Here is a 23,162-nt window from a genome sequence, read left to right on the forward strand (position 1 = left end):
CACGCGAGCTCAAGCCGATCGTCTGTTGTACAAATCTTATGTTCGCCATGCTTTAGAAAATACTGAAAACCTGACCCTGTTTCAGCAATCTGTTGATGATCTTATTGTTGAAAATGATCAGGTTACCGGTGTAGTGACTCAAATGGGGCTTAAATTCCACGCCCAGTCCGTTGTATTGACTGTTGGGACATTTCTTGGTGGAAAGCTACACATTGGCATGGAAAACTTTTCAGGAGGCCGCGCAGGAGATCCTCCATCGATCGCTCTCGCCGATCGTCTTCGTGAACTTCCGCTCAGAGTTGATCGATTAAAAACAGGAACACCGCCAAGAATTGATGCACGCAGTGTCGATTTTTCTGAGCTTGAAGTGCAACATGGTGATAACCCAACGCCTGTTTTTTCTTTCATGGGAAACCATAGCCAGCAACCTGCGCAAATTCCGTGTTTTATTACACACACCAATGAAAAAACACACGACGTTATCAGAGCAAACCTCGATCGTAGCCCTATGTATGCTGGAGTTATTGAAGGTATTGGCCCTCGCTACTGCCCTTCTATCGAAGATAAAGTCATGCGATTTGCCGATAAAGAAAGCCACCAAATCTTTATCGAGCCTGAAGGATTAACAACCCATGAGCTCTACCCTAATGGTATCTCCACCAGCTTGCCTTTTGACGTTCAAATTCAAATAGTACGTTCGATGAAAGGGTTTGAAAATGCTCATATTGTTCGCCCTGGTTATGCCATCGAATATGATTTTTTTGATCCAAGGGATCTCAAACAAACCTACGAAAATAAGTTCATTAAAGGTTTGTTCTTTGCGGGGCAAATTAATGGCACGACGGGCTATGAAGAAGCCGCAGCACAAGGCTTGATGGCTGGACTCAACGCGAGTTTATACAGTCAAGGCAAAGATGGCTGGAGCCCACGTCGTGATCAAGCATACATGGGCGTTCTTATCGATGATCTTTCCACCATGGGAACCAAAGAACCTTATCGTATGTTTACGTCTCGTGCTGAGTATCGATTATTGCTCCGTGAAGACAACGCTGACTTACGTTTGACAGAAAAAGCGCGAGAACTTGGCTTGGTCGATGATCTACGCTGGGCTCGATTTAATCAAAAAGTAGAAACGATCGAAAAAGAACGCCAACGACTAAAAGATCAGTGGATCAACCCTAAGTCTGAAGGTGTTGAGGCGCTGAATGAATTATTGAAGAGTCCGATCTCTAGAGAAGCCAGTGGTGAAGATCTACTGCGTAGGCCAGAGATCACTTATGCGCAGCTGACAAAACTCGATCATTTTTCTCCTGCGTTAGAAGATCAACAATCTTCAGAGCAAGTCGAGATACAGGTTAAATACGAAGGTTATATTCAGCGTCAGCAAGACGAGATAGATAAATCTTTACGTCATGAGCACACCAAAATTCCTGCTGATTTTGATTACAGCGAAGTCAAAGGTTTGTCTAATGAAGTGATGCTTAAACTGACCAATGCAAAACCGGAATCGGTAGGTATTGCTTCACGCATATCGGGCATCACCCCGGCGGCTATTTCAATTATATTGGTTTACCTCAAGAAAAAAGGCCTGCTAAAAAAAGGGATTGATTCATAATGAGCGACTTAAAAGCTAGGCTTGAACAACTGGTTAGCCAAACAAATCTCCAAGTGTCATCCGATCAAGCAGACCAGCTTATTGGGTATGTTGAAATGCTCAATAAGTGGAATAAAGCGTATAACTTGACGTCGGTTCGCAATCCTTCTGAAATGATCGTTAAACATATCCTTGATAGCATCGTTGTTAGTGAGCACTTACAAGGTACTCGCTTTATCGATGTTGGCACTGGCCCTGGCCTTCCTGGTGTACCATTAGCCATCATGAATCCAGACAAAGAGTTTTATTTACTCGACAGTCTCGGCAAACGTATCCGTTTTATCAAACAGGTTTGTCATGAGCTTGGGATAAAAAATGTGACGACAGTCCAAAGTCGAGTAGAAGAGTTCCAAACAGAAGACAAATTTGATGGCGTTCTTAGCCGTGCATTTGCTTCAATGTCAGATATGGTAGAGTGGTGCCATCACCTACCTAAATCTGATTCTGGGGTTTTCCTAGCGTTAAAAGGTCAATTGCAGAAAGATGAGGTCGAACAGCTACCACAATGGTGTTCTGTGAACAGCGTCAAATCTTTGAACGTTCCCGAATTGGAAGGTGAGCGTCATCTTGTAATCTTATCTCGGAAGGGATAACAGCGAGGCAGACCGTGGGTAAAATCGTAGCAATAGCCAACCAGAAAGGTGGCGTAGGAAAAACAACAACATGCATTAACTTAGCGGCGTCTATGGCAGCCACTAAGCGTAAAGTATTGGTTATCGATCTTGATCCCCAAGGCAATGCCACGATGGCGAGTGGTGTTGATAAATACCAGGTTGAAGCGACCTCGTATGAGTTGCTTGTTGAAGATGTTCCATTTCATGATGTTGTGTGCACGAAAACCTCAGGTCATTATGATTTGATTGCAGCAAATGGTGACGTAACCGCTGCAGAAATCAAATTAATGGAAGTCTTTGCCAGAGAAGTTCGCCTAAAAAACGCATTGGCTTCGGTTCGTGATAACTATGATTTCATCTTTATAGATTGCCCTCCGTCGTTAAACCTTCTTACAATCAATGCCATGGCTGCAGCAGATTCTGTACTAGTTCCTATGCAGTGTGAGTATTTTGCTTTAGAAGGTCTAACGGCTTTGATGGATACGATAAGTAAGCTTGCCGCTGTCGTGAATGAAAATCTAAAAATTGAAGGGTTACTGCGAACTATGTATGACCCAAGAAACCGGCTTTCTAATGAAGTTTCCGACCAATTGAAGAAGCACTTCGGCACGAAAGTATATCGTACGGTTATCCCTCGAAATGTCCGTTTAGCCGAAGCGCCAAGCCACGGTAAACCCGCGATGTATTACGACAAGTATTCAGCGGGTGCAAAAGCGTATTTGGCCCTTGCCGGTGAGATGCTTCGTCGAGAAGAAATCCCAGCGTAAAAAATATTTCAAAAAGGAACTAGCTGTCATGTCTAAACGTGGTTTAGGAAAAGGGCTGGACGCGTTGCTTGCGACCAGTTCATTAGCACGAGAAAAACAGCACGTTGCTTCTCATAGCCAAGCTTTGTCTGCGGATGGTCAGTTGATGGAGCTAAATATTAATCAACTCAAGCCTGGTGTCTATCAGCCACGTAAAGACATGGCTCCCGAGGCATTAGAAGAGTTGGCAGCATCAATTCAATCACAGGGCATCATTCAGCCGATTGTGGTTCGCCAAATTGACAATGAGCAGTTTGAGATCATCGCAGGTGAAAGACGTTGGCGCGCAGCACGTCAAGCGGGGTTAAAACGTGTACCTTGCTTGAATAAGAAAGTCGAAGATCGTGCGGCTATTGCGATGGCATTGATCGAAAACATTCAGAGAGAAGATCTCAATGCGATCGAAGAAGCGGAAGCGTTAGAGCGTCTTCAAGATGAATTCTCACTTACACATCAACAAGTTGCGGAGGTGATCGGTAAATCGAGAACCACAGTGAGTAACCTTTTACGCTTGAATCAACTAAGCACAGACGTAAAACAGTTAGTTGCCGAAAAACGACTTGAAATGGGCCACGCTCGCGCCCTGCTCATTCTGGATGGTGAGAAGCAAGTTTCTGTTGCTCAAGAGGTGGCAAAGAAGCAATTAACCGTCCGTCAGACAGAAGCGTTAGTCAAGCGCTTAATCTCTACTGCTGACCAACCGGAAGTCGCGACGTTGGCGCTATCAGAGGAGACTCAAACTCAGTTAGCGTCACTTTCTGAGCAGTTTGAATCTAAGGTCGATGTGGCGGTTGGCAAGAGTGGTACGGGTAAAATTCAGATCCGTTTTGATAATCCTGAACACTTACACAAAATCTTACATTTGTTAGCTAACGGCGACAGTACATCGTAGCGCATCCTAGCTCACATAATAGAATTCAAGTTAGTTGAGAGTAGAGAGTAACTATTGTTTTTTACTCTCTACTCTATATACTTTTTAAGCTTTTTTTGCTGACTGAGATTTTTCTTTGTCCTCGATCAGTAAATAACACGAAAACAGGTGCTTTTGATGTTTATTTCAAACCTAAGCGAAAAAGGGAAAGTAGCTTTTAAAGTAGTCCATTTCCAGCTTTTGTTCGTCATTCTTATCGGAGGCTTAACATATGTGCAGTGTGGAGACGAGGCAGCCCGCTTTATTTTAAAAGGCGGAATGATCGCGGTTCTAGGTAACTACATATATGCTCTGTTTGCCTTCATCCCTAGAGCTGACGCCGATGGTTCTGTACTACTTGGCTTCATATTTATCGGATGGGCTTTAAAACTGGTGGTAACCATCATTTTGTTTATATTGGTTTTTTCTTTAACGGAGTTCCTACGTCCAGGGGCTTTCTTTACGGGTTATAAACTGACTTTACTAATGTTTTGGTTTGCCCCTATTTTATTTTTTTCAAGAAATGGGATTAACCATGGCTGATACTCCGCAGGAATATATTCAGCACCACCTCACTAACGCTAAAGTTTGTGTTGTTGATGGCAACATTGCCACGAACTATGGCTGTGCAGAAGCTGGATTCTGGACCCTACACTGGGACACGTTATTGGTCTCAGCTATTCTGGGTACGCTATTTTTGTGGTTGTTCTATCGGGTTGGAAAAAACGCAACCACAGGCACCCCTGGCAAATTGCAATGCTTCGTCGAAATGGTCGTTGAGCAGGTCGATGAGATTGTAAAAGGTGCTTTTTATGGACGTGATAAGTTAGTCGCACCGTTAGCATTAACTCTTTTCTGTTGGATTCTATTAATGAATACAATGGATTTGATCCCGGTCGACTTTATCCCTCAACTAATGCACTTAGCTGGATTTGAATATTTCAAAGTAGTCCCTACGGTCGACTTGAATACCACTCTAGCGATGGCAATAGGCGTTCTTATACTTACCGTGGTTTACATGATTAAGTACAAGGGCTTCAAGGGATTTGTGAAGGAATTTACGCTGCACCCGATTAATAATAAAGCGTTAATACCTTTTAACTTGGTCCTGGAAACGGTCTCATTATTTGCAAAACCAGTCTCACTGTCACTTCGTTTATACGGAAACATGTATTCAGGTGAACTTATCTTCATCTTGATTGCAGTCACGTATACAGCGGGTGCCGTCTTAGGTGGGCTTGGTGTTATTGCACATATTATTTGGGCTATTTTCCACATTTTGGTTATCGTGCTACAGGCCTTTATCTTTACGATGTTGACGATTGTATATCTCAGCATGGCAAGTAACGATTCACACTAGAATAAAAAATTTACTTATTTATAAATGATAGGTTGTAGCCTATCTCAATATTTCATTTCGGAGATTATTATGGAAATTTATTTCGTTGTAGCTTTACTACTAGGTATGTGTGCAATCGCGACAGGCTTCGGCTTCGCAATTCTAGGCGGTAAGTTCCTTGAGTCTGTTGCTCGTCAACCAGAGATGGCTCCAGTGCTACAAACAAATATGTTCATTCTTGCAGGTCTACTAGATGCTGTTCCAATGATCGGTGTTGGTATCTCTATGTACATGCTGTTCGCATTGTAAGAAACCCTTTTTCTTATTTACTCTACGTCGTTTCGTGAATACGAAACATTAAAAGAATAAAGGAGGGTCATTGTGAATATCAATGCAACTCTGCTAGGTCAAGCAATAGCATTCATTTTGTTTGTTTGGTTCTGCATGAAGTACGTGTGGCCACCATTGATCGCAGCAATTGAAGAGCGTCAGAAAAAAATCTCTGAAGGTTTGGAGTCTGCTGAGCGTGCTGATAAAGCGTTACAACTCGCGCAGCACAATGCAGCAGACCAGCTAAAAGACGCTAAGCAGGAAGCGCTTGGAATTATTGAGTCAGCAAATAAACGTAAAGCTCAAATTCTAGACGAAGCTCGTCAAGAAGCGATACAAGAGCGTGATAGTGTACTTGCTCAAGGTAAAGCTGAATTAGAAGCTGAAACCTCACGCGCTCGTAACGAACTTCAAAAAGACGTTGCTACTCTAGCTATTCTTGGTGCTGAGAAAATCATCGAACGTTCGATTGATCCCGCTGCTCATCAAGACATACTTGATAGTATTTCTGCGAAGCTATAGAGGAGGGCGTCGGTATGTCTGGTTTGACAACTATTGCTCGTCCTTATGCTAAGGCTGCATTTGGCTATGCAAGTGATAATGGCACGATTGACCAATGGTCAAGTATGTTGGAGCTTGCTAAAACCGTTTCTTTAGCTCCCGAGCTACAAAAAGCGGCGTTACGCCTGCAGCCTGAACAATTGATGCAATTGTATTTCGATATAGCGGGTGAGTACTTTGATGAGCCTTTACAGAATTTCTTAAAGGTCATTATCGAGAATCGTCGTACTTCAGCGTTAAGTGATATCTATCAGCAATACCAGCTGCTTTTATCTGAGTCGTTAAATGTGAAAGAAGTAACAATTACGACCTCATTTGAATTAAGTGAAGCGCAACTAGCTGAACTAGTTAAGTCGCTTGAAAAACACTTTGATTGCGGTGTGAATGTCAACTGTTTGGTTGATAGTAGTTTGATAGGTGGTGCGGTGATTAGAGCTGGTGATACAGTACTAGACAACTCACTCGTTAGTCGTATTAATCGTCTTAAAGACGTTATTAAGTCTTAACTTAGGGGAATTTGAGCAATGCAACTTAATTCCACGGAAATTAGCGAGCTGATCAGACAGCGTATTGAGAAATTCAATGTCGTATCTGAAGCTCGCAATGAAGGTACTATCGTTTCTGTGAGCGATGGTATTCTTAGCATTCACGGTCTAGATGACGTGATGCAAGGTGAAATGATTGAACTTCCAGGTGGCCTTTTCGCTTTAGCACTTAACTTGAATCGTGATTCAGTTGGTGCGGTAGTAATGGGTCCTTATACTAGTCTTCGTGAAGGCATGAAAGTGACTGGTACTGGCCGTATCCTTGAGGTACCGGTAGGTCCAGAACTGCTTGGCCGTGTAGTTAATACACTGGGCGCGCCGATCGATGGTAAAGGTCCTATTGACGCGAAGCTATCTTCTCCTATTGAAGTGATTGCACCGGGTGTAATCGATCGTAAGTCAGTCGATCAGCCAGTTCAAACTGGTTACAAATCAGTAGATGCAATGATTCCAATCGGCCGTGGTCAGCGTGAGCTAATCATCGGTGACCGTCAAACTGGTAAAACAGCAATGGCGATCGATGCAATCATCAACCAGAAAGATTCTGGTATTTACTCTGTTTATGTGGCTATTGGTCAGAAAGCGTCAACTATCGCAAACGTGGTACGTAAGCTTGAAGAGCACGGTGCACTAGCAAACACGATTGTGGTTGTGGCATCTGCTTCTGAATCAGCAGCTCTGCAATATCTAGCGCCTTACGCTGGTTGTGCAATGGGTGAATACTTCCGTGACCGCGGCGAAGATGCTTTGATCGTTTATGATGATCTTTCTAAGCAAGCTGTAGCGTACCGTCAGATTTCATTGCTACTAAAACGTCCACCTGGTCGTGAAGCATTCCCTGGTGATGTTTTCTATCTTCACTCTCGTCTACTTGAGCGTGCCGCTCGTGTTAGCGAGCACTACGTAGAAACATTTACTAATGGCGAAGTGAAAGGTAAAACCGGTTCTTTAACCGCGCTACCAATCATCGAAACACAAGCTGGTGACGTTTCTGCTTTCGTACCGACTAACGTAATTTCGATTACTGATGGTCAGATTTTCCTACAATCAGAACTGTTTAACGCGGGTGTTCGCCCTGCGGTCGATCCAGGTATTTCGGTATCTCGTGTAGGTGGTTCTGCACAAACGAAAATCATTAAGAAGCTTTCTGGTGGTATCCGTACCGCTCTAGCACAATACCGTGAACTTGCCGCTTTTGCTCAGTTCTCATCAGACCTTGATGAAGCGACGAAGAAGCAGCTAGACCATGGTCAGAAAGTAACTGAATTGATGAAGCAGAAACAGTACGCTCCTATGTCTGTATTTGATCAAGCTCTTTCTATTTACTCTGCTGAACGCGGGTATTTAGAAGATGTAGAGTTGAACAAAATTCTAGATTTCGAAGCTGCTTTACTATCGTATGCTCACGCTCAGTATTCTGAATTGGCTACTGAGATCAACAAGTCGGGTGCTTATGACAAAGAAATCGAAGCTCAACTGAAAAAGTTAGTTGATGATTTCAAAGCAACCCAAACTTGGTAATTACAACCTAGTTTTGTAGTTAACGGAGAGTAACGATGGCCAATTCAAAAGAAATTCGTAGCAAGATTGGTAGTGTTAAAAGCACTCAGAAAATCACGAAAGCAATGGAAATGGTTGCCGCTTCTAAAATGCGTCGAACTCAAGACGCGATGGAAGGGCCACGTCCATATGCTGAAATTATACGTAAGGTCATTGGTCATATAGCCCACGGTACTTTGGAATATAAACATCCATATCTACTGGAACGTGAGGCTAAGCGTGTTGGGTATATTGTAATCTCATCTGATCGCGGTTTGTGTGGCGGCTTGAACATTAATATGTTCAAGCAAGCCGTTATACAAATGAACGATTGGTCTGAGAAAGGGGTTGATGTAGAGCTGGCAGTTATTGGTTCAAAAGCAACGTCTTATTTCAATAGCATTGGTGCAAACATTGTGGCGCAGACGTCAGGTCTTGGAGATTCTCCTACTCTTGATGATCTTATTGGCCCTATCAACGTCATGTTACAAAAGTATCAAGACGGTGAGATTGACCGTTTGCATTTGGTGTTCAATGAGTTTGTCAACTCAATGACCCAACAACCAAAAATTGATCAATTAATACCTTTGCCTAAATCATTCGCTGATGAAGAACAGTTCAAGCATGCTTGGAGCTATATGTTCGAATCGGATCAGAAGGTGCTTCTGAATACCTTAATGGCTCGTTATATCGAGTCGCAAGTTTATCAAGGTGTTGTAGAGAACTTAGCGTGTGAAATGGCTGCTCGTATGGTTGCTATGAAAGCAGCATCAGACAATGCTGGCGATTTGATCGAAGAGTTAGAGCTTGTGTACAACAAAGCCCGTCAAACGGCGATTACACAAGAGTTATCTGAAATCGTATCAGGTGCAGCAGCAGTTTAATTTAGGTAAAACAAATTTAGAGGATTAACGATGGCTACAGGTAAGATCGTACAGATCATCGGAGCAGTAGTCGACGTAGAGTTCCCACAGAGTGACGTTCCAAACGTATACGATGCTCTGAATGTGACTGACTCAAAAGAACGTTTAGTTCTTGAAGTGCAGCAACAGCTTGGCGGTGGCGTTATTCGCGCAATCGTAATGGGTAGCTCAGATGGTTTACGTCGCGGCGTAACAGTAGAAAATACTGGTGCTCCAATCTCAGTACCAGTAGGTACTAAGACCCTAGGTCGTATCATGAACGTTCTTGGTGACGCGATTGATGAGTGTGGTGAAATCGGTGCGGAAGAACATTATTCTATCCACCGTCAAGCACCGAGCTATGAAGAATTATCGAACGCAACAGAGCTACTAGAGACTGGTGTTAAGGTAATCGACTTAATTTGTCCATTCGCTAAGGGTGGTAAAATCGGTCTATTCGGTGGTGCTGGTGTAGGTAAAACCGTTAACATGATGGAACTTATCAATAACATCGCACTACAGCACTCAGGTCTGTCAGTATTTGCCGGTGTTGGTGAGCGTACTCGTGAAGGTAACGATTTCTACTACGAGATGCAGGAAGCAGGTGTTGTAAACATCGAAAACCCTGAAGAATCAAAAGTAGCAATGGTTTACGGTCAAATGAACGAGCCACCAGGAAACCGTCTACGTGTTGCCCTGACTGGTTTGACAATGGCAGAACGTTTCCGTGACGAAGGTCGTGACGTACTTCTGTTCATTGATAACATTTACCGTTACACACTTGCAGGTACAGAGGTTTCGGCTCTACTAGGTCGTATGCCATCTGCGGTAGGTTACCAGCCAACATTGGCAGAAGAAATGGGTGTTCTTCAAGAACGTATCACGTCAACGAAATCAGGTTCTATCACGTCTGTACAGGCGGTATACGTACCTGCGGATGACTTGACTGACCCATCTCCTGCAACAACGTTTGCTCACTTAGACGCAACAGTTGTACTTAACCGTAATATCGCAGCAATGGGTCTTTACCCTGCGATTGACCCGTTAGATTCATCTTCTCGTCAACTTGATCCACTGGTTGTTGGTCAAGAGCACTACGACATTGCGCAAAATGTTCAGCAAACGCTTCAGCGTTACAAAGAGTTGAAAGATATCATTGCGATACTGGGTATGGACGAACTTTCTGAATCAGATAAGCAAGTCGTATCTCGCGCTCGTAAGATTGAACGCTACCTAACTCAACCTTACCACGTTGCTGAAGTATTTACGGGTGACCCTGGTGTATACGTACCTCTTAGCGAGACACTACGTGGCTTTAAAGGTCTTCTAGCTGGCGAATACGACGATATTCCAGAGCAAGCGTTTATGTACTGCGGTACGATTGACGATGCGCTAGAGAACGCGAAGAAGCTTTAATAGAGTCTTACAGGAGGCGTTATGACAGCATTAACATCAGTAAGCTTCCATTTGGATGTTGTGAGTGCAGAACAACGAATTTATTCGGGTCAAGCTCGTAGCATTCAGATTTCAGGTGAGAAAGGTGACCTTGGTGTTTTAGCGGGACACACTCCGCTATTAACCACGATTCGCCCGGGTATGGTTCGCATTGTTTCTAAGAAAGGTGATGAAGAAATCATTTATCTTTCTGGTGGTGTTTTAGAAGTACAAGCCAACGATGTGACCATTTTAGCGGATACTGCTGTACGCGGTAAGGACTTAGACCTTGCTAAAGCGGAAGAAGCTAAACGCCGTGCTGAAGAGCTGATCAACCAACCTTATGGTGATGTTGATTTTGCGAAAGCATCTGCGGAACTTGCGAAAGCCGTTGCTCAGTTGAAAGTCATTGAACTGGTGAACAGACGTCGCTAACACTTAGCTTCGTTTGATATAAAAGGCAGCCTAATCGCTGCCTTTTTTGTTGGAATTTTTTATAAAGCGGACATTCGTATTTAACTAATGATGGATTAACCGCTAGAATCAGCACTTAATTAAAAAAATGTCAGTAGGTTAGAAATGAAATTTAGTGCGGTCATTCTCGCTGCGGGTAAAGGAACCCGCATGTATTCAAACATGCCTAAGGTATTACATACATTGGCAGGTAAGCCGATGGTTAAGCATGTGATTGATACGTGTAATAGCTTAGGTGCTCAAAATATTCATTTAGTTTATGGTCATGGTGGTGAGCAAATGCAAGCCGTCCTCAGTGAAGAGTCGGTAAGCTGGGTATTGCAAGCGGATCAACTCGGTACTGGCCACGCCGTTGACCAGGCCTCACCTCAGTTTGATGATAACGAAAAAGTCCTCGTTCTTTACGGTGATGTACCGTTGATTTCTGAAGAAACCGTCGAGAGTTTACTTGAAGCTCAGCCTAACGGTGGTATCGCCTTACTCACCGTCGTGCTTGATAATCCGATGGGATATGGCCGTATCGTTCGACGAAATGGCCCTGTTATTGCGATTGTTGAACAAAAAGATGCAACTGACGAGCAGAAGCTCATTAAAGAGATTAACACCGGCGTGATGGTGGCAACGGGAGGCGACCTGAAACGTTGGCTCGCAGGGCTTAATAATCAAAATGCGCAAGGTGAGTATTATCTAACTGATGTCATTGCGGCTGCGCACAGCGAAGGCCGCGCAGTTGAAGCGGTTCACCCAATGAGTGCGATTGAAGTTGAAGGAGTTAACGACCGTTCTCAACTTGCGCGTTTAGAGCGGGCCTATCAATCAGCACAAGCACAAAAATTATTAGAGCAGGGCGTAATGTTACGCGATCCTTCTCGTTTTGACCTTCGCGGTGAACTGCAGTGCGGAATGGACGTTGAGATTGATACGAACGTTATTATTGAAGGTAATGTGTCTATTGGTGATAACGTTATTATAGGTACCGGCTGTGTACTTAAAGATTGTGAAATCGACGATAACACCGTTATCCGACCATACAGCGTGATTGAAGGTGCGACGGTTGGAGAAGAGTGTACGGTTGGTCCATTCACTCGTCTTCGCCCTGGCGCTGAGCTTAAGAATGACGCCCACGTAGGTAACTTTGTTGAAGTGAAAAACACCTCAATAGGTGAAGGATCAAAAGCGAATCACCTAACATATTTAGGCGATGCTCAAATTGGCCAGCGTGTAAATGTTGGTGCGGGTGTGATCACGTGTAACTACGACGGTGCAAATAAGTTTAAGACCACGATAGGTGATGATGTTTTCGTTGGCTCTGACTGCCAGTTGATCGCTCCTGTTACTATTGCTGATGGAGCGACTATCGGTGCCGGAACCACATTGACGAAAGACGTTGAACGAGGTGAGTTGGTCATTTCACGAGCAAAAGAGCGTAAATTTTCTAATTGGCAACGCCCAGTAAAAAAGACCAAATAATCTGAACGATATCAGTTTTGACTAGCTTGGCTTAGACCGTCATGATAGATAAACAAAAGGGTTGGCTTTGTGCCAACCCTTTTTGATTTCAGTATCTAAATGCTTAGATAACGAGGATCCGCTTAGTTTTGAGGAATAGCGATTCGTTTTTCTAGCCAGCGAACAGCTTGAGAAACGCATAATATTAGAATTAGGTATTCAAAGACGAGAAAGGTATAAATTTCGAGAGGTAAGTACTCATTAACGACCAACTCGTTTGCACGCCGTGTTAGATCACTGAGCCCGATGACACTCACTAACGATGACATTTTGAGTATATAGACAAATTGATTACCTAGAGGGGGTAATATCTGACGAAAAGCTTGTGGAAATATCACGTATTGCATCTTGCGCCAGTAGTTCAGCCCTAGAGCTTCTGCTGCTTCATGCTGTCCCTTACTGATGGATTGAATGCCGCCTCGAAACACTTCAGCCATAAACGCACTTTCTGCAATTGTTAATGCAATCACACCCGCCCAAAAGTAGTCAAGGGAGACATCGAGTAATGTCGGCATTCCATAATAGACCCATAAAAGCAGAACCAGTACAGGAATAGAACGTACTGATTCCACATAGATTCTGTTTAATCCACGTAAGACCTTGTTGTTAGATAATGCGGGCAACGCGACCAGTAGACCAATCAACATGGCTAAAACCATGCTTAATAGTGAAACAGAAATCGTATCGTAAAAGCCTGCGGTGAGAAACTTTAGGTTGGTCTGCCCTTGAGGGGTGGTTGGATCGAGAATATACCAGCCCCACTGGTAGTCTGAGCATCCAGTGAGTGACAACATTGTTAATAGAGCGGTGAGCGTACGAAGGTTCACACTATTACCTATTCAAACTAAATAAAATCATTTGTTACTGCTATGTTATCAATCATGCAGCATAAAAAGTAACTTATTTTAAGGATAATAATAATGAAGAAATTGATGATATTTTTGGGAATGTGTTTGCTGTCTTTAAGTGCGCTTGCTGCGGAGACTAGCCGCTTGCATGACATTTTAAATAATGGGGTGTTGAAGGTTGGGACAACTGGGGATTGGAACCCGATGACAATGAAAGATCCTGCAACCAACAGTTACCGTGGGTTTGATATTGATGTGACGACCGAGTTGGCCAAAGATCTTGGTGTCAAAGTAGAATATGTGCCGACAGATTGGAAAACCTTAGTGAACGGTATTACCGCGGGTAAATACGACATTACGGGAAGTGCTTCACTGAACATGTCTCGAGCGAAAGTGGCAGGCTACAGCCAGCCTTACTTTTATTTGGCGTTTGTACCTGTTGTACAGAAGAAAGACCTTGAGCGATTTTCAGATTGGGCTGATTTTGACCGATCCGATGTTCGAGTAGCAGCAACGTTGGGAACGGTTCAAGAAAAAATGGTCAAAGATTTCTTTCCTTCGGCAAAGCATGTCGTGATTGAAGCGCCAGCCCGAGATTTTCAGGAATTACTGGCAAGGCGTGCTGATGTGTCGGTGACTTCAAATGTTGAGGCGGCAACTTTGGTAGAGAAATTTAGTCAGTTGGCGATTGTGCCAGTGAAAGAGCCACGTAAGCCGACTCCTATCGCTATGCTGCTACCTCAAGAAGATCAAGTTTGGATTAACTACATTAATCACTGGGTAGAGTTAAAGAAAACCCAAGGCTTTTTCAAAGAAACCGCACAGAAGTGGGGCTTAACGAGTATGTAAGTAAGCACTTTGTTTAAGTACTTATTATGGGCTTAAAAGCTGACAGTTTAAAAGCGCCGCTAACAATAGCGGCGCTTTTTATTATTTATCCCTTACTACTCTTGCGTTGTCTGGTGCACGAAAGTGTCTAGAAAGTCGTCTGTTTGAGAGCACATAACCCACCCATAAGCCTAGGGTGCAAATGATAATAGCGAGACCAGTTGCCGATTGAGCTTGGCTCGCCATCGCGGCGACCAGTGCACTGGCTGCGCTACTGATGCTAATTTGAATGCTGTTTTGCAATCCCGCTGCGGTTGCTGGGCTCTGTTTGGCGCTTGAAAGGGCTCTGTTCACTACAATCGGATACAAAGCACCATTGGCAACAGCTATAAAGCAGAATGGCGTCAAAATAGGCCAGATGGATGTTAGCTGCCACTGTGACACAATAAACACCAATAAAGCGGCAACACTAAATAGCCCAATAATGTGTCGGAGTACTTTTTCATCGCCAAACTTTTTTACACTCGCCTTACCCAAATACCCACCAACCATAAAGGCAAGGGTTTGGGGGATAAAGCTCAAACCAATGTCTTTAGCTGAATATCCTAGCTGAGACATAATTTCTGGCATTCCCGTTAAGTAGGCAAAAAATGCAGCGGACGCTGTAGCAAACATAATAACGTTGCCAAGATAAACCTTTGAACTAACAAGTGCTTTAATATCACTCTTGATGGAAGATAGCTTCTGTTCTTTTTCTTGTTTTGGTTGAGAAAAGGTAAAAGCAACCAAGGCGGTTCCCATTAGTGTGAGAGCAACGAAAATGCTAGGCCAACCAAAATTATCAGCAAGGACAACGCCGAGTTGAGGAGCCAGTGCCGGAGAAAGTGCGACCAGTGGCATTATGGTTGCGAATACTTGTTGACTGGTTTTGGAAGAATATTGCTTGATCACCATTGCTTGCCAAATAACTGCAGGCGCACAAACGCCAAACGCTTGAATAAAGCGGAGGGTAAGAAGCTGCCAGACCTGATCACTAAAGGCCAAACCAAAAGAGGCGATGGTAAATAAACTAAGCCCCGCGACCAACGTCATTCGGTGACCATATTTATCACTGGCGAGTCCCCACAGTAGTTGGCCCAGTGCCATTCCGACGAGGAATATGGTCAGCGATAACGCTATTTGTTCAGGCCCTGTCGCGAAATCCATCTCCATCGCTTTAAAGGCGGGGAGGTACATATCTGTAGCAATAAAGCCAAGCATCGAGAGGGCCGCTAAGTAAGCGAGCTGAAGTTTCGAAACGTTCATATTTATTATCCGTTCAAATTTTTTAACTGTTAAATTCTGTTTTTCGTTGCTGTTAAGGTGCCATTTATGGTTCCTGTACGCATGGTGGTATTCTATTTTTTGTAATCAATAAAATTAAACGCTAAAATTGTTAGTTATGAATCAAATAATTTGATGGATAAATGTTCTCTAAATCTTCTTTAGAAATGATCGACACTGTAGCTCGGCTGGGTAGCTTTACCGCCGCTGCAGATGTTTTGCACAAAGTACCTTCCGCGATCAGTTATGGCGTACGTCAGGTTGAGCAAGATCTCGATGTTTTGCTATTTCGGCGTTTACCTAGGAAAGTAGAACTGACTCCTGCAGGAGAGCTCTTTGTCGTTGAAGCTCGAATCATGTTGCGCCACATGGAAGAAGTCCAATCGCAAACCAAGAGAGCCGCTCATGGGTGGAAAAAGACCCTCAAGTTGACACTGGATAACGTGGTTCGCCTGGATAAAATGAAGCCATTGATTGAAGATTTTTATTCAACATTTGAATTTGCAGAGCTGCAAATCAATATGGAAGTCTTTAATGGGTCATGGGAAGCGATCTCTCAAGGGCGAGCCGATATTGTTATTGGTGCCACATCCGCAGTCCCTGTTGGTGGCGAGTTTGAAGTCAGAGATATGGGAATATTGGATTGGGCCTTTGTGATGTCGCCAAGCCACCCGTGTGTCAAAGAGCAAAATTTAACAGAAGATTTTGTCAGTCAATACCCTGCTATTTGCCTGGATGACACGTCCGTCGTTCTTCCTAAACGTCATACGGTGCATTACCCAAAGCAGAGGCGCTTACTCTTGCCTAATTGGTATAGTGCAATAGAGTGCTTAAAAAATGGGGTGGGCGTCGGGTACATGCCTCGACATATAGCACAACCACTGATTACTGAAGGTTTGTTGGTGGAGAAAGTACTCAACGAAGATAAGCCATTAAGCCAGTGCTGCTTAGTCTGGAGAAAGGATGAGAATCACAGGCTCATTAAGTGGATGGTCGAGTATCTTGGTTCAAGTGAGAAGCTTCATCAAGATTGGTTGCAATCCTAGTTCGACAGCAAAAGCGAGAGTTCAATAACTCAAGGTTGAAGACGAGAAAAAAGCCAGTGGGAAGATCACTGGCTTGTTTGATTTTTACTTTTAAATAATCGCTAAGGTCGTTCAAATACCGTTGCAATACCTTGGCCTAAACCTATGCACATTGTCGCCAAGCCGTATTTCACGTCTTTGGCTTCCATAAGATTGATCAGTGTGGTCGAAATACGCGAACCTGAACAGCCGAGAGGGTGACCAAGTGCTATGGCGCCTCCATTTAGGTTGACCTTTTCATCGACAACATCAAGCAGGCCTAGGTCTTTTGCACAAGGTAAAGACTGCGCTGCAAATGCTTCATTAAGTTCAACAACGCCCATGTCTTCAATGGTTAGGCCTGCACGTTTCAATGCTTTTTTGGTTGCTGGTACAGGGCCGTAACCCATGATTGAAGGATCGCAACCAGCAATCGCCATCGACTTCACGCGAGCACGAATCTTAAGGCCAAGTGCGTTGGCTTTCTCTTCGCTCATGATAAGCATTGCAGAAGCTCCATCAGAAAGAGCAGATGATGACCCCGCAGTTACGGTACCGTTGGCTGGGTCAAACACGGGGCGCAATTGAGATAGGCCTTCAACCGTTGTTTCTGGTCGAATAACTTCATCGTAGTCTAAAGTGAATAACGAACCGTCAGCAGCGTGCGCTTCTGTAGGCAGGATTTCATTTTTGAAACGACCTTCTACCGTTGCTGCCTGTGCTCTGGCGTGGGAACGTGCGGCAAATGCATCTTGGTCTTCACGGCTAATACCGTGCATTTTACCTAGCATTTCAGCCGTTAGGCCCATCATCCCCGCCGCTTTTGCGACAGTCTTAGACATACCAGGGTGAAAATCGACCCCGTGATTCATGGGTACGTGGCCCATATGCTCAACACCGCCGATTAAGCAGATTTCAGCATCGCCCACCATGATTGAACGCGCAGCATCATGCAGAGCTTGCATTGACGAACCGCATAAACGGTTTACGGTGACGGCACCAATTTCAATGGGTAATCCTGCTAGCAGCGCAGCATTACGTGCCACATTAAAACCTTGTTCGAGCGTCTGCTGGACACAGCCCCAGTAGATATCTTCTATTTCGACCGGGTTAACTTCAGGGTTGCGCTCTAAAATACCTTTCATCAAATGTGCTGATAGGTCTTCGGCACGAGTATGACGGAAAGCTCCACCTTTGGAGCGTCCCATTGGGGTACGAAGGCAATCAACAATCACTACATTATTCATTTTGCTATTCCTTTTCCAAGTGTGGGTTATAGAGAACTGGATTGTTGAGCGTCGTAAAAGCGTTCGCCTTTCTCTGCCATATCAATGAGTGACTGAGGTACTTGATACATAGCCCCAAGCTGTTGATAGCCTTTTGCCATTTCAACAAAGTTGTTAATACCCACGCTGTCTAAGTAGCGGAATACCCCCCCTCTAAATGGAGGAAAGCCTAATCCATAAACCAATGCCATATCGGCTTCCTGTGGCGATGCAATGATGCCTTCTTCTAAACAAAGTACCACTTCATTGATCATTGGAATCATGACACGTTGAATGATGGTTTCATCATCGAAATCTGTTGGCTGTTGGCATACGTCTGCCAGGATAGGAAGAATGTCTTCAGAGAAGGTTTTCTTCGGACGACCGCGTTTGTCTACGCTGTACGTGTAGAAACCGCTGCCGTTCTTCTGGCCGTATTTTTCAGCGACGTAAAGTGCGTCAATCGCATCACGACCTTCTTTGCCCATACGCTCTGGGAAACCTTGCGCCATGACTGCTTGAGCGTGATGCGCGGTATCTAGCCCAACTACATCCAGCAAGTATGCCGGACCCATTGGCCAGCCGAACTTACGCTCCATGACTTTATCAATTTTAGTGAAGTCAGCGCCGTCACGTAACAACATGCTGAAACCGCCAAAGTAAGGGAAAAGTACACGGTTAACGAAGAAGCCTGGGCAGTCATTAACAACGATAGGGGATTTGCCCATCTTCGCTGCGTAAGCGACTACGCGATTGATGGTTTCTTCTGAAGTATGCTCGCCACGAATGATCTCAACCAAAGGCATGCGATGCACAGGGTTAAAGAAGTGCATGCCACAGAAATTTTCTGGGCGTTGCAAAGATTTCGCTAACAGGTTGATTGGAATCGTTGAGGTGTTTGACGTTAGAACCGCGTCTTCACTCACATGCTTTTCTACTTCACTCAGCACCGCTGCTTTCACCGCAGGGTTTTCTACAACCGCTTCCACAATCACATCTGACTGTTCAATTCCAGCATAATGCAGACTTGGAGTAATAGAAGACAGAATACCTGCCATCTTGAATCCATCTAGGCGACCGCGTGATAAGCGTTTATTCAACAGCTTAGAAGCTTCATTCATACCAAGATCAAGAGACGCTTGTGCGATGTCTTTCATCATCACAGGTACGCCTTTTAACGCAGATTGGTAAGCGATACCGCCCCCCATGATTCCTGCGCCGATGACAGCTGCTCGTTCAGTGGCCTTGTTTGCTGATTTGCCCGCTTGTTTAGCAAGACTTTTAATATATTGGTCATTTAGGAATAACCCGACGAGCGATTTAGCCTCTTCTGATTTGGCGAGTTTGATGAACAGCTGGCGTTCAATATCTAACGCGTCGTTGCGATCGCTGCGTGCTGCTTTTTCTATCGCCACAACAGCCGTCATTGGGGCTGGATAATGAGGCCCGGCTTTCTGAGCAACCAACCCTTTTGCCATGGTGAAGCTCATCATCGCTTCTAACTTGCTCAGTGATAGCGCAGACGTCTTCTGCTTACGACGCTTTTTCCAGTCTATTTCTTCATTAGCAGCAAGTAAGACAGTGTTAATAGCAGATTGTGTTAATGAATCCGATTCAACAATCGCATCCAGTAATCCTATTTTTAGCGCTTCATCAGCACGACAGGCTTTTCCTTGGGTGATAATTTCCATTGCACTATCGGCACCAATGACGCGAGGTAGTCGAACGCACCCCCCAAATCCTGGCATGATGCCTAGTTTTGTCTCTGGTAGACCAATGCTGGTGGTTTTATCACCAATGCGGAAGTCGGTAGCGAGCACACACTCACATCCGCCACCAAGGGTGTGACCTTTTAATGCGGAGAGTGTTGGGAAAGGAAGATCTTCGAGTTTGCTGAAGATGTCATTGGCAAAACGAAGCCATTGATCAAGCTCTTGGTCGGTTTTAGCAAAGAGGCCTAAAAATTCCGTGATATCAGCACCGACGATAAAGGTATCTTTATCTGAAGTAAGAATTAATCCTTTAACGTCCGATTGTGCTTTTATTGCATCAAGCGCTTTGTCGAGTGATTCTAACGTGGATAAATCCAGTTTATTGACGGACTTCGGTGCGCAAAAACTCAGTTCCGCTATTCCATTCTCGTGTTTTTTTACCTGTAGGGTGTTGGCTTGGTAAATCATTGTCTATCTCCGTGACATACAGTTTGAGGCTGTGTGTGAGAGTTATTGTTTTATTTGTATGATTATCGTTCTGGTTTGACCAGTTTTTTTAGTGTGTACTCAACTTTGATTATTTTCAATACATTTTTTAAACAACTGTTTAACATTGTGCGGTAAAACAGAACGGCCCACTTTTTCCTTATGCTCGTGATACACTGCCTATTCTTGATTCAGCTTATGTAAACTCATGAATGACCAACCTTATTTGATACCAGAAAGTCCCGTAATGTATGAGGAAGAGATAAAGAAAAGTGTTTTCATTACGCAACTTGCTCATACGCCAAGTATAGAGGCGGCTAAGTTCTTTATCGATGGGATTAAAAAACAGCATTCTAGCGCTCGGCATAATTGTTGGGGATTTGTTGCAGGACGGGCAGAAGATTCAATGAAGTGGGGATTTAGTGATGATGGTGAACCTTCAGGCACAGCCGGTAAGCCTATCTTGGCTCAGTTATCTGGGTCAGGGGTTGGTGAATTGTCTGCTGTAGTCACTCGCTACTCTGGCGGAATTAAACTTGGCACGGGGGGATTGGTCAAAGCATATGGTGGAGGCGTGCAACAAGCACTCAAGCTGCTTCAAACAATCGAGAAAAAAATAACCATTAAATTACAGCTAGAGTTAGACTATGGCTTCATGCCGATAGCTCAATCTCTTTTGACTCAATATCAAGCGATAGAGATTGATGCAAACTACAGTGGTAATGTCATATTGATGATCGAAATTGAGCAACGTGTTGCCGATAGCTTTATTCAAAATGTCATTAATAAAAGTGGTGCAAAAGCAACGGTCATAAAAATAGAACCATAACTAGGAAGTCAGAAGCACTTGCTTCATATATAAATAACCATGCAATTTCGATCGATTATACGAATAGTCGGATTACTGCTCGCTCTCTTTAGCGTATCCATGCTCGCCCCTGCACTTGTTGCTTTGCTCTATCGAGATGGTGCTGGTGTCCCATTTGTGACGACTTTCTTTGTGTTGCTTTTCTGCGGCACGATTTGCTGGTTTCCGAATAGAAGCCATAAGCAAGAACTTAAAGCCAGAGATGGCTTTCTTATTGTGGTTTTATTCTGGACGGTTATCGGCAGTGCAGGCTCACTCCCTTTTCTCATTGCTGATAATCCTAACATCTCTGTCACTGATGCTTTCTTTGAGTCCTTTTCCGCCTTAACAACCACAGGGGCGACAGTAATTGTTGGGCTTGATGATCTGCCGAAAGCGATCCTTTTTTATCGGCAGTTTTTGCAGTGGTTTGGCGGAATGGGGATCATCGTCTTGGCTGTGGCTATTTTGCCTGTGCTTGGTATCGGTGGTATGCAGCTGTATCGAGCCGAAATTCCTGGTCCAGTAAAAGACAGTAAGATGACTCCACGGATAGCCGAAACAGCGAAAGCTTTATGGTATATATACCTCAGTTTGACGATCGCGTGTGCGACAGCGTTTTGGTTTGCGGGAATGACACCGTTTGACGCGATAAGTCATAGCTTTTCTACGATCGCTATTGGTGGTTTTTCGACCCACGATGCGAGCATGGGGTATTTCGATAGCTCAACCATTAATATGATTACGGTTGTTTTCTTATTGATCTCGGCATGTAACTATTCTCTTCACTTTGCTGCCTTTGCTTCAGGTGGTGTACACCCCAAATATTACTGGAAAGATCCTGAGTTTAGAGCGTTCATATTTATACAAGCGCTGCTTTTTGTTGTCTGTTTCCTTATATTGTTAAATCATCATACTTACGACTCTCTTTATGATGCTTTTGATCAGGCCTTATTTCAAACCGTCTCCATTTCTACAACGGCAGGATTTACCACCACAGGTTTTTCGGAGTGGCCATTGTTCTTACCTGTTCTTTTGCTCTTTTCATCTTTTATTGGCGGTTGTGCCGGCTCTACTGGAGGTGGGATGAAAGTGATTCGTATATTGTTGTTGACCTTGCAAGGCGCAAGAGAAATGAAAAGATTGGTTCACCCGAGAGCGGTTTATACCATCAAGGTTGGTGGTACGGCACTATCTCAACGTGTTGTAGATGCGGTTTGGGGATTCTTTTCAGCTTATGCGCTGGTGTTCGTTGTCTGCATGTTAGGTCTTATTGCGACAGGTATGGATGAACTCAGCGCTTTTTCTGCGGTGGCTGCAACTCTGAATAATTTGGGACCTGGACTGGGGGAGGTCGCTCTCCACTTCGGTGATGTAAACGACAAAGCCAAATGGGTGCTGATTATATCGATGCTCTTTGGCCGCCTAGAAATATTTACCCTACTTATCTTACTCACACCGACATTTTGGCGTAGTTAAGGACAATAACAATGAAAGCTCTCTTTTTATATTCAAGCCAAGACGGTCAAACGAAAAAGATTATCCATTATATTCAACAAGAGTTGGATCTTAATGAGTGTGATGTAATAGACATACACCAAGTCGATACGGTGGAACTGGGTAAGTATGAAAGAGTGTTGATTGGTGCTTCTATACGGTACGGTCACCTCAATAAGAAACTCTACCAATTTATTCAAAATAACCAAAGCAGCCTAGAATCAGGAAAGTCTGCATTTTTCTGTGTTAACTTGACGGCGCGAAAAGAAGAGCAAGGAAAGGACACTCCTGAAGGTAGTGTCTATATTAAAACTTTTTTAAAGAAATCACCTTGGGCACCTAAGTTGATAGGTGTATTTGCTGGAGCACTCTATTATCCGCGTTACAAGTGGATTGATAGGGTAATGATTCGCTTTATTATGAAATTGACCGGTGGAGAGACAGATACCACCAAAGAAGTTGAGTATACCAACTGGTCTAAAGTTTCTATATTTGCGAAAGAGTTTAATGAAATGTAGAAAAAGTGAGTATTTTGAGGCTTTTTGCTGTGATTTTAATCGAATCAAGTATTTCTTTAAAAAAAGATAAAAAAGCGCTTGCCAACAAGATTCCAATCCCTATAATGCGTCCTCACTGACACGGCAGACGCCGCAAGGCTTCGGCAGTGATTAGTAA

Annotated in this window: 23 protein-coding genes; 19 read left to right on the plus strand and 4 right to left on the minus strand. The window is 43.9% G+C overall.

All coding sequences use genetic code 11. The annotated features are described in order from the left end of the window. The 14 genes from mnmG to glmU form a co-directional block, all read left to right on the plus strand. The coding region (mnmG, locus tag ACP45E_RS15610; RefSeq protein ID WP_069585216.1) for a tRNA uridine-5-carboxymethylaminomethyl(34) synthesis enzyme MnmG at positions 1–1,615 on the plus strand (1,615 nt) is incomplete at its 5' end. Further along, complete coding sequence (rsmG, locus tag ACP45E_RS15615) at positions 1,615–2,247, plus strand: 16S rRNA (guanine(527)-N(7))-methyltransferase RsmG (protein WP_017038350.1); 633 nt, start codon at positions 1,615–1,617, stop codon at positions 2,245–2,247. The genes mnmG and rsmG, both read left to right, overlap by 1 nt. A 14-nt stretch (positions 2,248–2,261) precedes the next feature. Beyond that, positions 2,262–3,035 carry a ParA family protein gene (locus ACP45E_RS15620; RefSeq protein WP_017034373.1) on the plus strand — a complete coding sequence of 258 codons (774 nt, stop codon included), beginning with the start codon at positions 2,262–2,264 and terminating at the stop codon, positions 3,033–3,035. Between the two features lie 28 nt (positions 3,036–3,063). Further along, positions 3,064–3,966, plus strand: coding sequence for a ParB/RepB/Spo0J family partition protein (locus tag ACP45E_RS15625; RefSeq protein WP_017034374.1), 903 nt, complete (start codon positions 3,064–3,066; stop codon positions 3,964–3,966). 156 nt (positions 3,967–4,122) lie between these two features. Further along, entirely contained in the window at positions 4,123–4,527 is a 405-nt protein-coding gene (locus tag ACP45E_RS15630; RefSeq protein ID WP_017034375.1) for an ATP synthase subunit I, read from the plus strand. Next, positions 4,520–5,344, plus strand: coding sequence for a F0F1 ATP synthase subunit A (gene atpB / locus ACP45E_RS15635; protein ID WP_017034376.1), 825 nt, complete (start codon positions 4,520–4,522; stop codon positions 5,342–5,344). Before ACP45E_RS15630 ends, atpB begins: the two co-directional genes overlap by 8 nt. A gap of 69 nt (positions 5,345–5,413) precedes the next feature. Further along, positions 5,414–5,632, plus strand: a complete 219-nt coding sequence (atpE, locus tag ACP45E_RS15640; RefSeq protein WP_017034377.1) for a F0F1 ATP synthase subunit C — start codon at positions 5,414–5,416, stop codon at positions 5,630–5,632. A gap of 72 nt (positions 5,633–5,704) precedes the next feature. Next, positions 5,705–6,175: a F0F1 ATP synthase subunit B gene (atpF, locus tag ACP45E_RS15645; RefSeq protein ID WP_017034378.1), complete on the plus strand. Its 471-nt coding sequence runs from the start codon at positions 5,705–5,707 to the stop codon at positions 6,173–6,175. 14 nt (positions 6,176–6,189) lie between these two features. After that, positions 6,190–6,720, plus strand: coding sequence for a F0F1 ATP synthase subunit delta (locus tag ACP45E_RS15650; RefSeq protein ID WP_017034379.1), 531 nt, complete (start codon positions 6,190–6,192; stop codon positions 6,718–6,720). A gap of 18 nt (positions 6,721–6,738) precedes the next feature. Further along, positions 6,739–8,280, plus strand: a complete 1,542-nt coding sequence (gene atpA, locus ACP45E_RS15655) for a F0F1 ATP synthase subunit alpha (RefSeq protein ID WP_017034380.1) — start codon at positions 6,739–6,741, stop codon at positions 8,278–8,280. Positions 8,281–8,315: 35 nt separating this feature from the next. Further along, positions 8,316–9,182, plus strand: coding sequence for a F0F1 ATP synthase subunit gamma (atpG, locus tag ACP45E_RS15660; protein ID WP_017034381.1), 867 nt, complete (start codon positions 8,316–8,318; stop codon positions 9,180–9,182). Positions 9,183–9,212: 30 nt separating this feature from the next. Then, positions 9,213–10,616, plus strand: coding sequence for a F0F1 ATP synthase subunit beta (gene atpD, locus ACP45E_RS15665; protein ID WP_017034382.1), 1,404 nt, complete (start codon positions 9,213–9,215; stop codon positions 10,614–10,616). A 21-nt stretch (positions 10,617–10,637) separates the two neighbouring features. Next, positions 10,638–11,069: a F0F1 ATP synthase subunit epsilon gene (locus ACP45E_RS15670; protein WP_017034383.1), complete on the plus strand. Its 432-nt coding sequence runs from the start codon at positions 10,638–10,640 to the stop codon at positions 11,067–11,069. 144 nt (positions 11,070–11,213) lie between these two features. Then, complete coding sequence (gene glmU / locus ACP45E_RS15675; RefSeq protein WP_026026672.1) at positions 11,214–12,578, plus strand: bifunctional UDP-N-acetylglucosamine diphosphorylase/glucosamine-1-phosphate N-acetyltransferase GlmU; 1,365 nt, start codon at positions 11,214–11,216, stop codon at positions 12,576–12,578. Positions 12,579–12,700: 122 nt separating this feature from the next. On the opposite strand, the gene ACP45E_RS15680 is transcribed toward glmU, so the two are convergent. After that, entirely contained in the window at positions 12,701–13,444 is a 744-nt protein-coding gene (locus tag ACP45E_RS15680; RefSeq protein ID WP_017034385.1) for an amino acid ABC transporter permease, read from the minus strand. A gap of 93 nt (positions 13,445–13,537) precedes the next feature. Between ACP45E_RS15680 and ACP45E_RS15685 the strand changes: the two genes are divergently transcribed. Continuing rightward, entirely contained in the window at positions 13,538–14,314 is a 777-nt protein-coding gene (locus ACP45E_RS15685; protein ID WP_017038351.1) for a transporter substrate-binding domain-containing protein, read from the plus strand. A gap of 81 nt (positions 14,315–14,395) precedes the next feature. Here the strand turns inward: ACP45E_RS15685 and punC are convergent, their stop codons facing one another. Then, positions 14,396–15,598 carry a purine nucleoside transporter PunC gene (gene punC / locus ACP45E_RS15690; RefSeq protein WP_017038352.1) on the minus strand — a complete coding sequence of 401 codons (1,203 nt, stop codon included), beginning with the start codon at positions 15,596–15,598 and terminating at the stop codon, positions 14,396–14,398. 161 nt (positions 15,599–15,759) lie between these two features. Between punC and punR the strand changes: the two genes are divergently transcribed. Continuing rightward, entirely contained in the window at positions 15,760–16,662 is a 903-nt protein-coding gene (gene punR / locus ACP45E_RS15695) for a DNA-binding transcriptional activator PunR (RefSeq protein ID WP_017034388.1), read from the plus strand. Positions 16,663–16,763: 101 nt separating this feature from the next. Here punR and fadA read toward each other — a convergent pair whose 3' ends face one another. After that, positions 16,764–17,927 (minus strand): acetyl-CoA C-acyltransferase FadA, encoded by a 1,164-nt coding sequence (gene fadA / locus ACP45E_RS15700; protein WP_017038353.1) that lies wholly within the window; start codon positions 17,925–17,927, stop codon positions 16,764–16,766. Between the two features lie 26 nt (positions 17,928–17,953). Next, entirely contained in the window at positions 17,954–20,125 is a 2,172-nt protein-coding gene (gene fadB / locus ACP45E_RS15705; protein ID WP_017038354.1) for a fatty acid oxidation complex subunit alpha FadB, read from the minus strand. A 226-nt stretch (positions 20,126–20,351) separates the two neighbouring features. Between fadB and ACP45E_RS15710 the strand changes: the two genes are divergently transcribed. Genes ACP45E_RS15710 through hemG form a run of 3 tightly spaced genes read left to right on the plus strand, consistent with a single transcriptional unit; the run spans position 20,352 to position 23,005 of the window. After that, entirely contained in the window at positions 20,352–20,972 is a 621-nt protein-coding gene (locus ACP45E_RS15710) for a YigZ family protein (RefSeq protein WP_017034391.1), read from the plus strand. Between the two features lie 39 nt (positions 20,973–21,011). Continuing rightward, positions 21,012–22,469, plus strand: coding sequence for a TrkH family potassium uptake protein (locus ACP45E_RS15715; protein WP_026026673.1), 1,458 nt, complete (start codon positions 21,012–21,014; stop codon positions 22,467–22,469). An 11-nt stretch (positions 22,470–22,480) separates the two neighbouring features. Next, complete coding sequence (hemG, locus tag ACP45E_RS15720) at positions 22,481–23,005, plus strand: menaquinone-dependent protoporphyrinogen IX dehydrogenase (RefSeq protein ID WP_017038355.1); 525 nt, start codon at positions 22,481–22,483, stop codon at positions 23,003–23,005. Positions 23,006–23,162 lie beyond the last annotated feature (157 nt).

This window comes from Vibrio genomosp. F10 str. 9ZD137, assembly GCF_049974785.1.
In the GTDB taxonomy this organism is placed as follows: domain Bacteria; phylum Pseudomonadota; class Gammaproteobacteria; order Enterobacterales; family Vibrionaceae; genus Vibrio.

What these genes read in the sequence shown, in the direction of transcription:
- rsmG (WP_017038350.1), top strand. Translation starts at nt 1,615, where the DNA reads ATGAGCGACTTAAAAGCTAGGCTTGAACAACTGGTTAGCCAAACAAAT.
- ACP45E_RS15625 (WP_017034374.1), top strand. Translation starts at nt 3,064, where the DNA reads ATGTCTAAACGTGGTTTAGGAAAAGGGCTGGACGCGTTGCTTGCGACC.
- ACP45E_RS15630 (WP_017034375.1), top strand. Translation starts at nt 4,123, where the DNA reads ATGTTTATTTCAAACCTAAGCGAAAAAGGGAAAGTAGCTTTTAAAGTA.
- atpB (WP_017034376.1), top strand. Translation starts at nt 4,520, where the DNA reads ATGGCTGATACTCCGCAGGAATATATTCAGCACCACCTCACTAACGCT.
- atpE (WP_017034377.1), top strand. Translation starts at nt 5,414, where the DNA reads ATGGAAATTTATTTCGTTGTAGCTTTACTACTAGGTATGTGTGCAATC.
- ACP45E_RS15650 (WP_017034379.1), top strand. Translation starts at nt 6,190, where the DNA reads ATGTCTGGTTTGACAACTATTGCTCGTCCTTATGCTAAGGCTGCATTT.
- atpA (WP_017034380.1), top strand. Translation starts at nt 6,739, where the DNA reads ATGCAACTTAATTCCACGGAAATTAGCGAGCTGATCAGACAGCGTATT.
- atpG (WP_017034381.1), top strand. Translation starts at nt 8,316, where the DNA reads ATGGCCAATTCAAAAGAAATTCGTAGCAAGATTGGTAGTGTTAAAAGC.
- atpD (WP_017034382.1), top strand. Translation starts at nt 9,213, where the DNA reads ATGGCTACAGGTAAGATCGTACAGATCATCGGAGCAGTAGTCGACGTA.
- ACP45E_RS15670 (WP_017034383.1), top strand. Translation starts at nt 10,638, where the DNA reads ATGACAGCATTAACATCAGTAAGCTTCCATTTGGATGTTGTGAGTGCA.
- glmU (WP_026026672.1), top strand. Translation starts at nt 11,214, where the DNA reads ATGAAATTTAGTGCGGTCATTCTCGCTGCGGGTAAAGGAACCCGCATG.
- ACP45E_RS15685 (WP_017038351.1), top strand. Translation starts at nt 13,538, where the DNA reads ATGAAGAAATTGATGATATTTTTGGGAATGTGTTTGCTGTCTTTAAGT.
- punC (WP_017038352.1), bottom strand. Translation starts at nt 15,598, where the DNA reads ATGAACGTTTCGAAACTTCAGCTCGCTTACTTAGCGGCCCTCTCGATG.
- punR (WP_017034388.1), top strand. Translation starts at nt 15,760, where the DNA reads ATGTTCTCTAAATCTTCTTTAGAAATGATCGACACTGTAGCTCGGCTG.
- fadA (WP_017038353.1), bottom strand. Translation starts at nt 17,927, where the DNA reads ATGAATAATGTAGTGATTGTTGATTGCCTTCGTACCCCAATGGGACGC.
- fadB (WP_017038354.1), bottom strand. Translation starts at nt 20,125, where the DNA reads ATGATTTACCAAGCCAACACCCTACAGGTAAAAAAACACGAGAATGGA.
- ACP45E_RS15710 (WP_017034391.1), top strand. Translation starts at nt 20,352, where the DNA reads ATGAATGACCAACCTTATTTGATACCAGAAAGTCCCGTAATGTATGAG.
- ACP45E_RS15715 (WP_026026673.1), top strand. Translation starts at nt 21,012, where the DNA reads ATGCAATTTCGATCGATTATACGAATAGTCGGATTACTGCTCGCTCTC.
- hemG (WP_017038355.1), top strand. Translation starts at nt 22,481, where the DNA reads ATGAAAGCTCTCTTTTTATATTCAAGCCAAGACGGTCAAACGAAAAAG.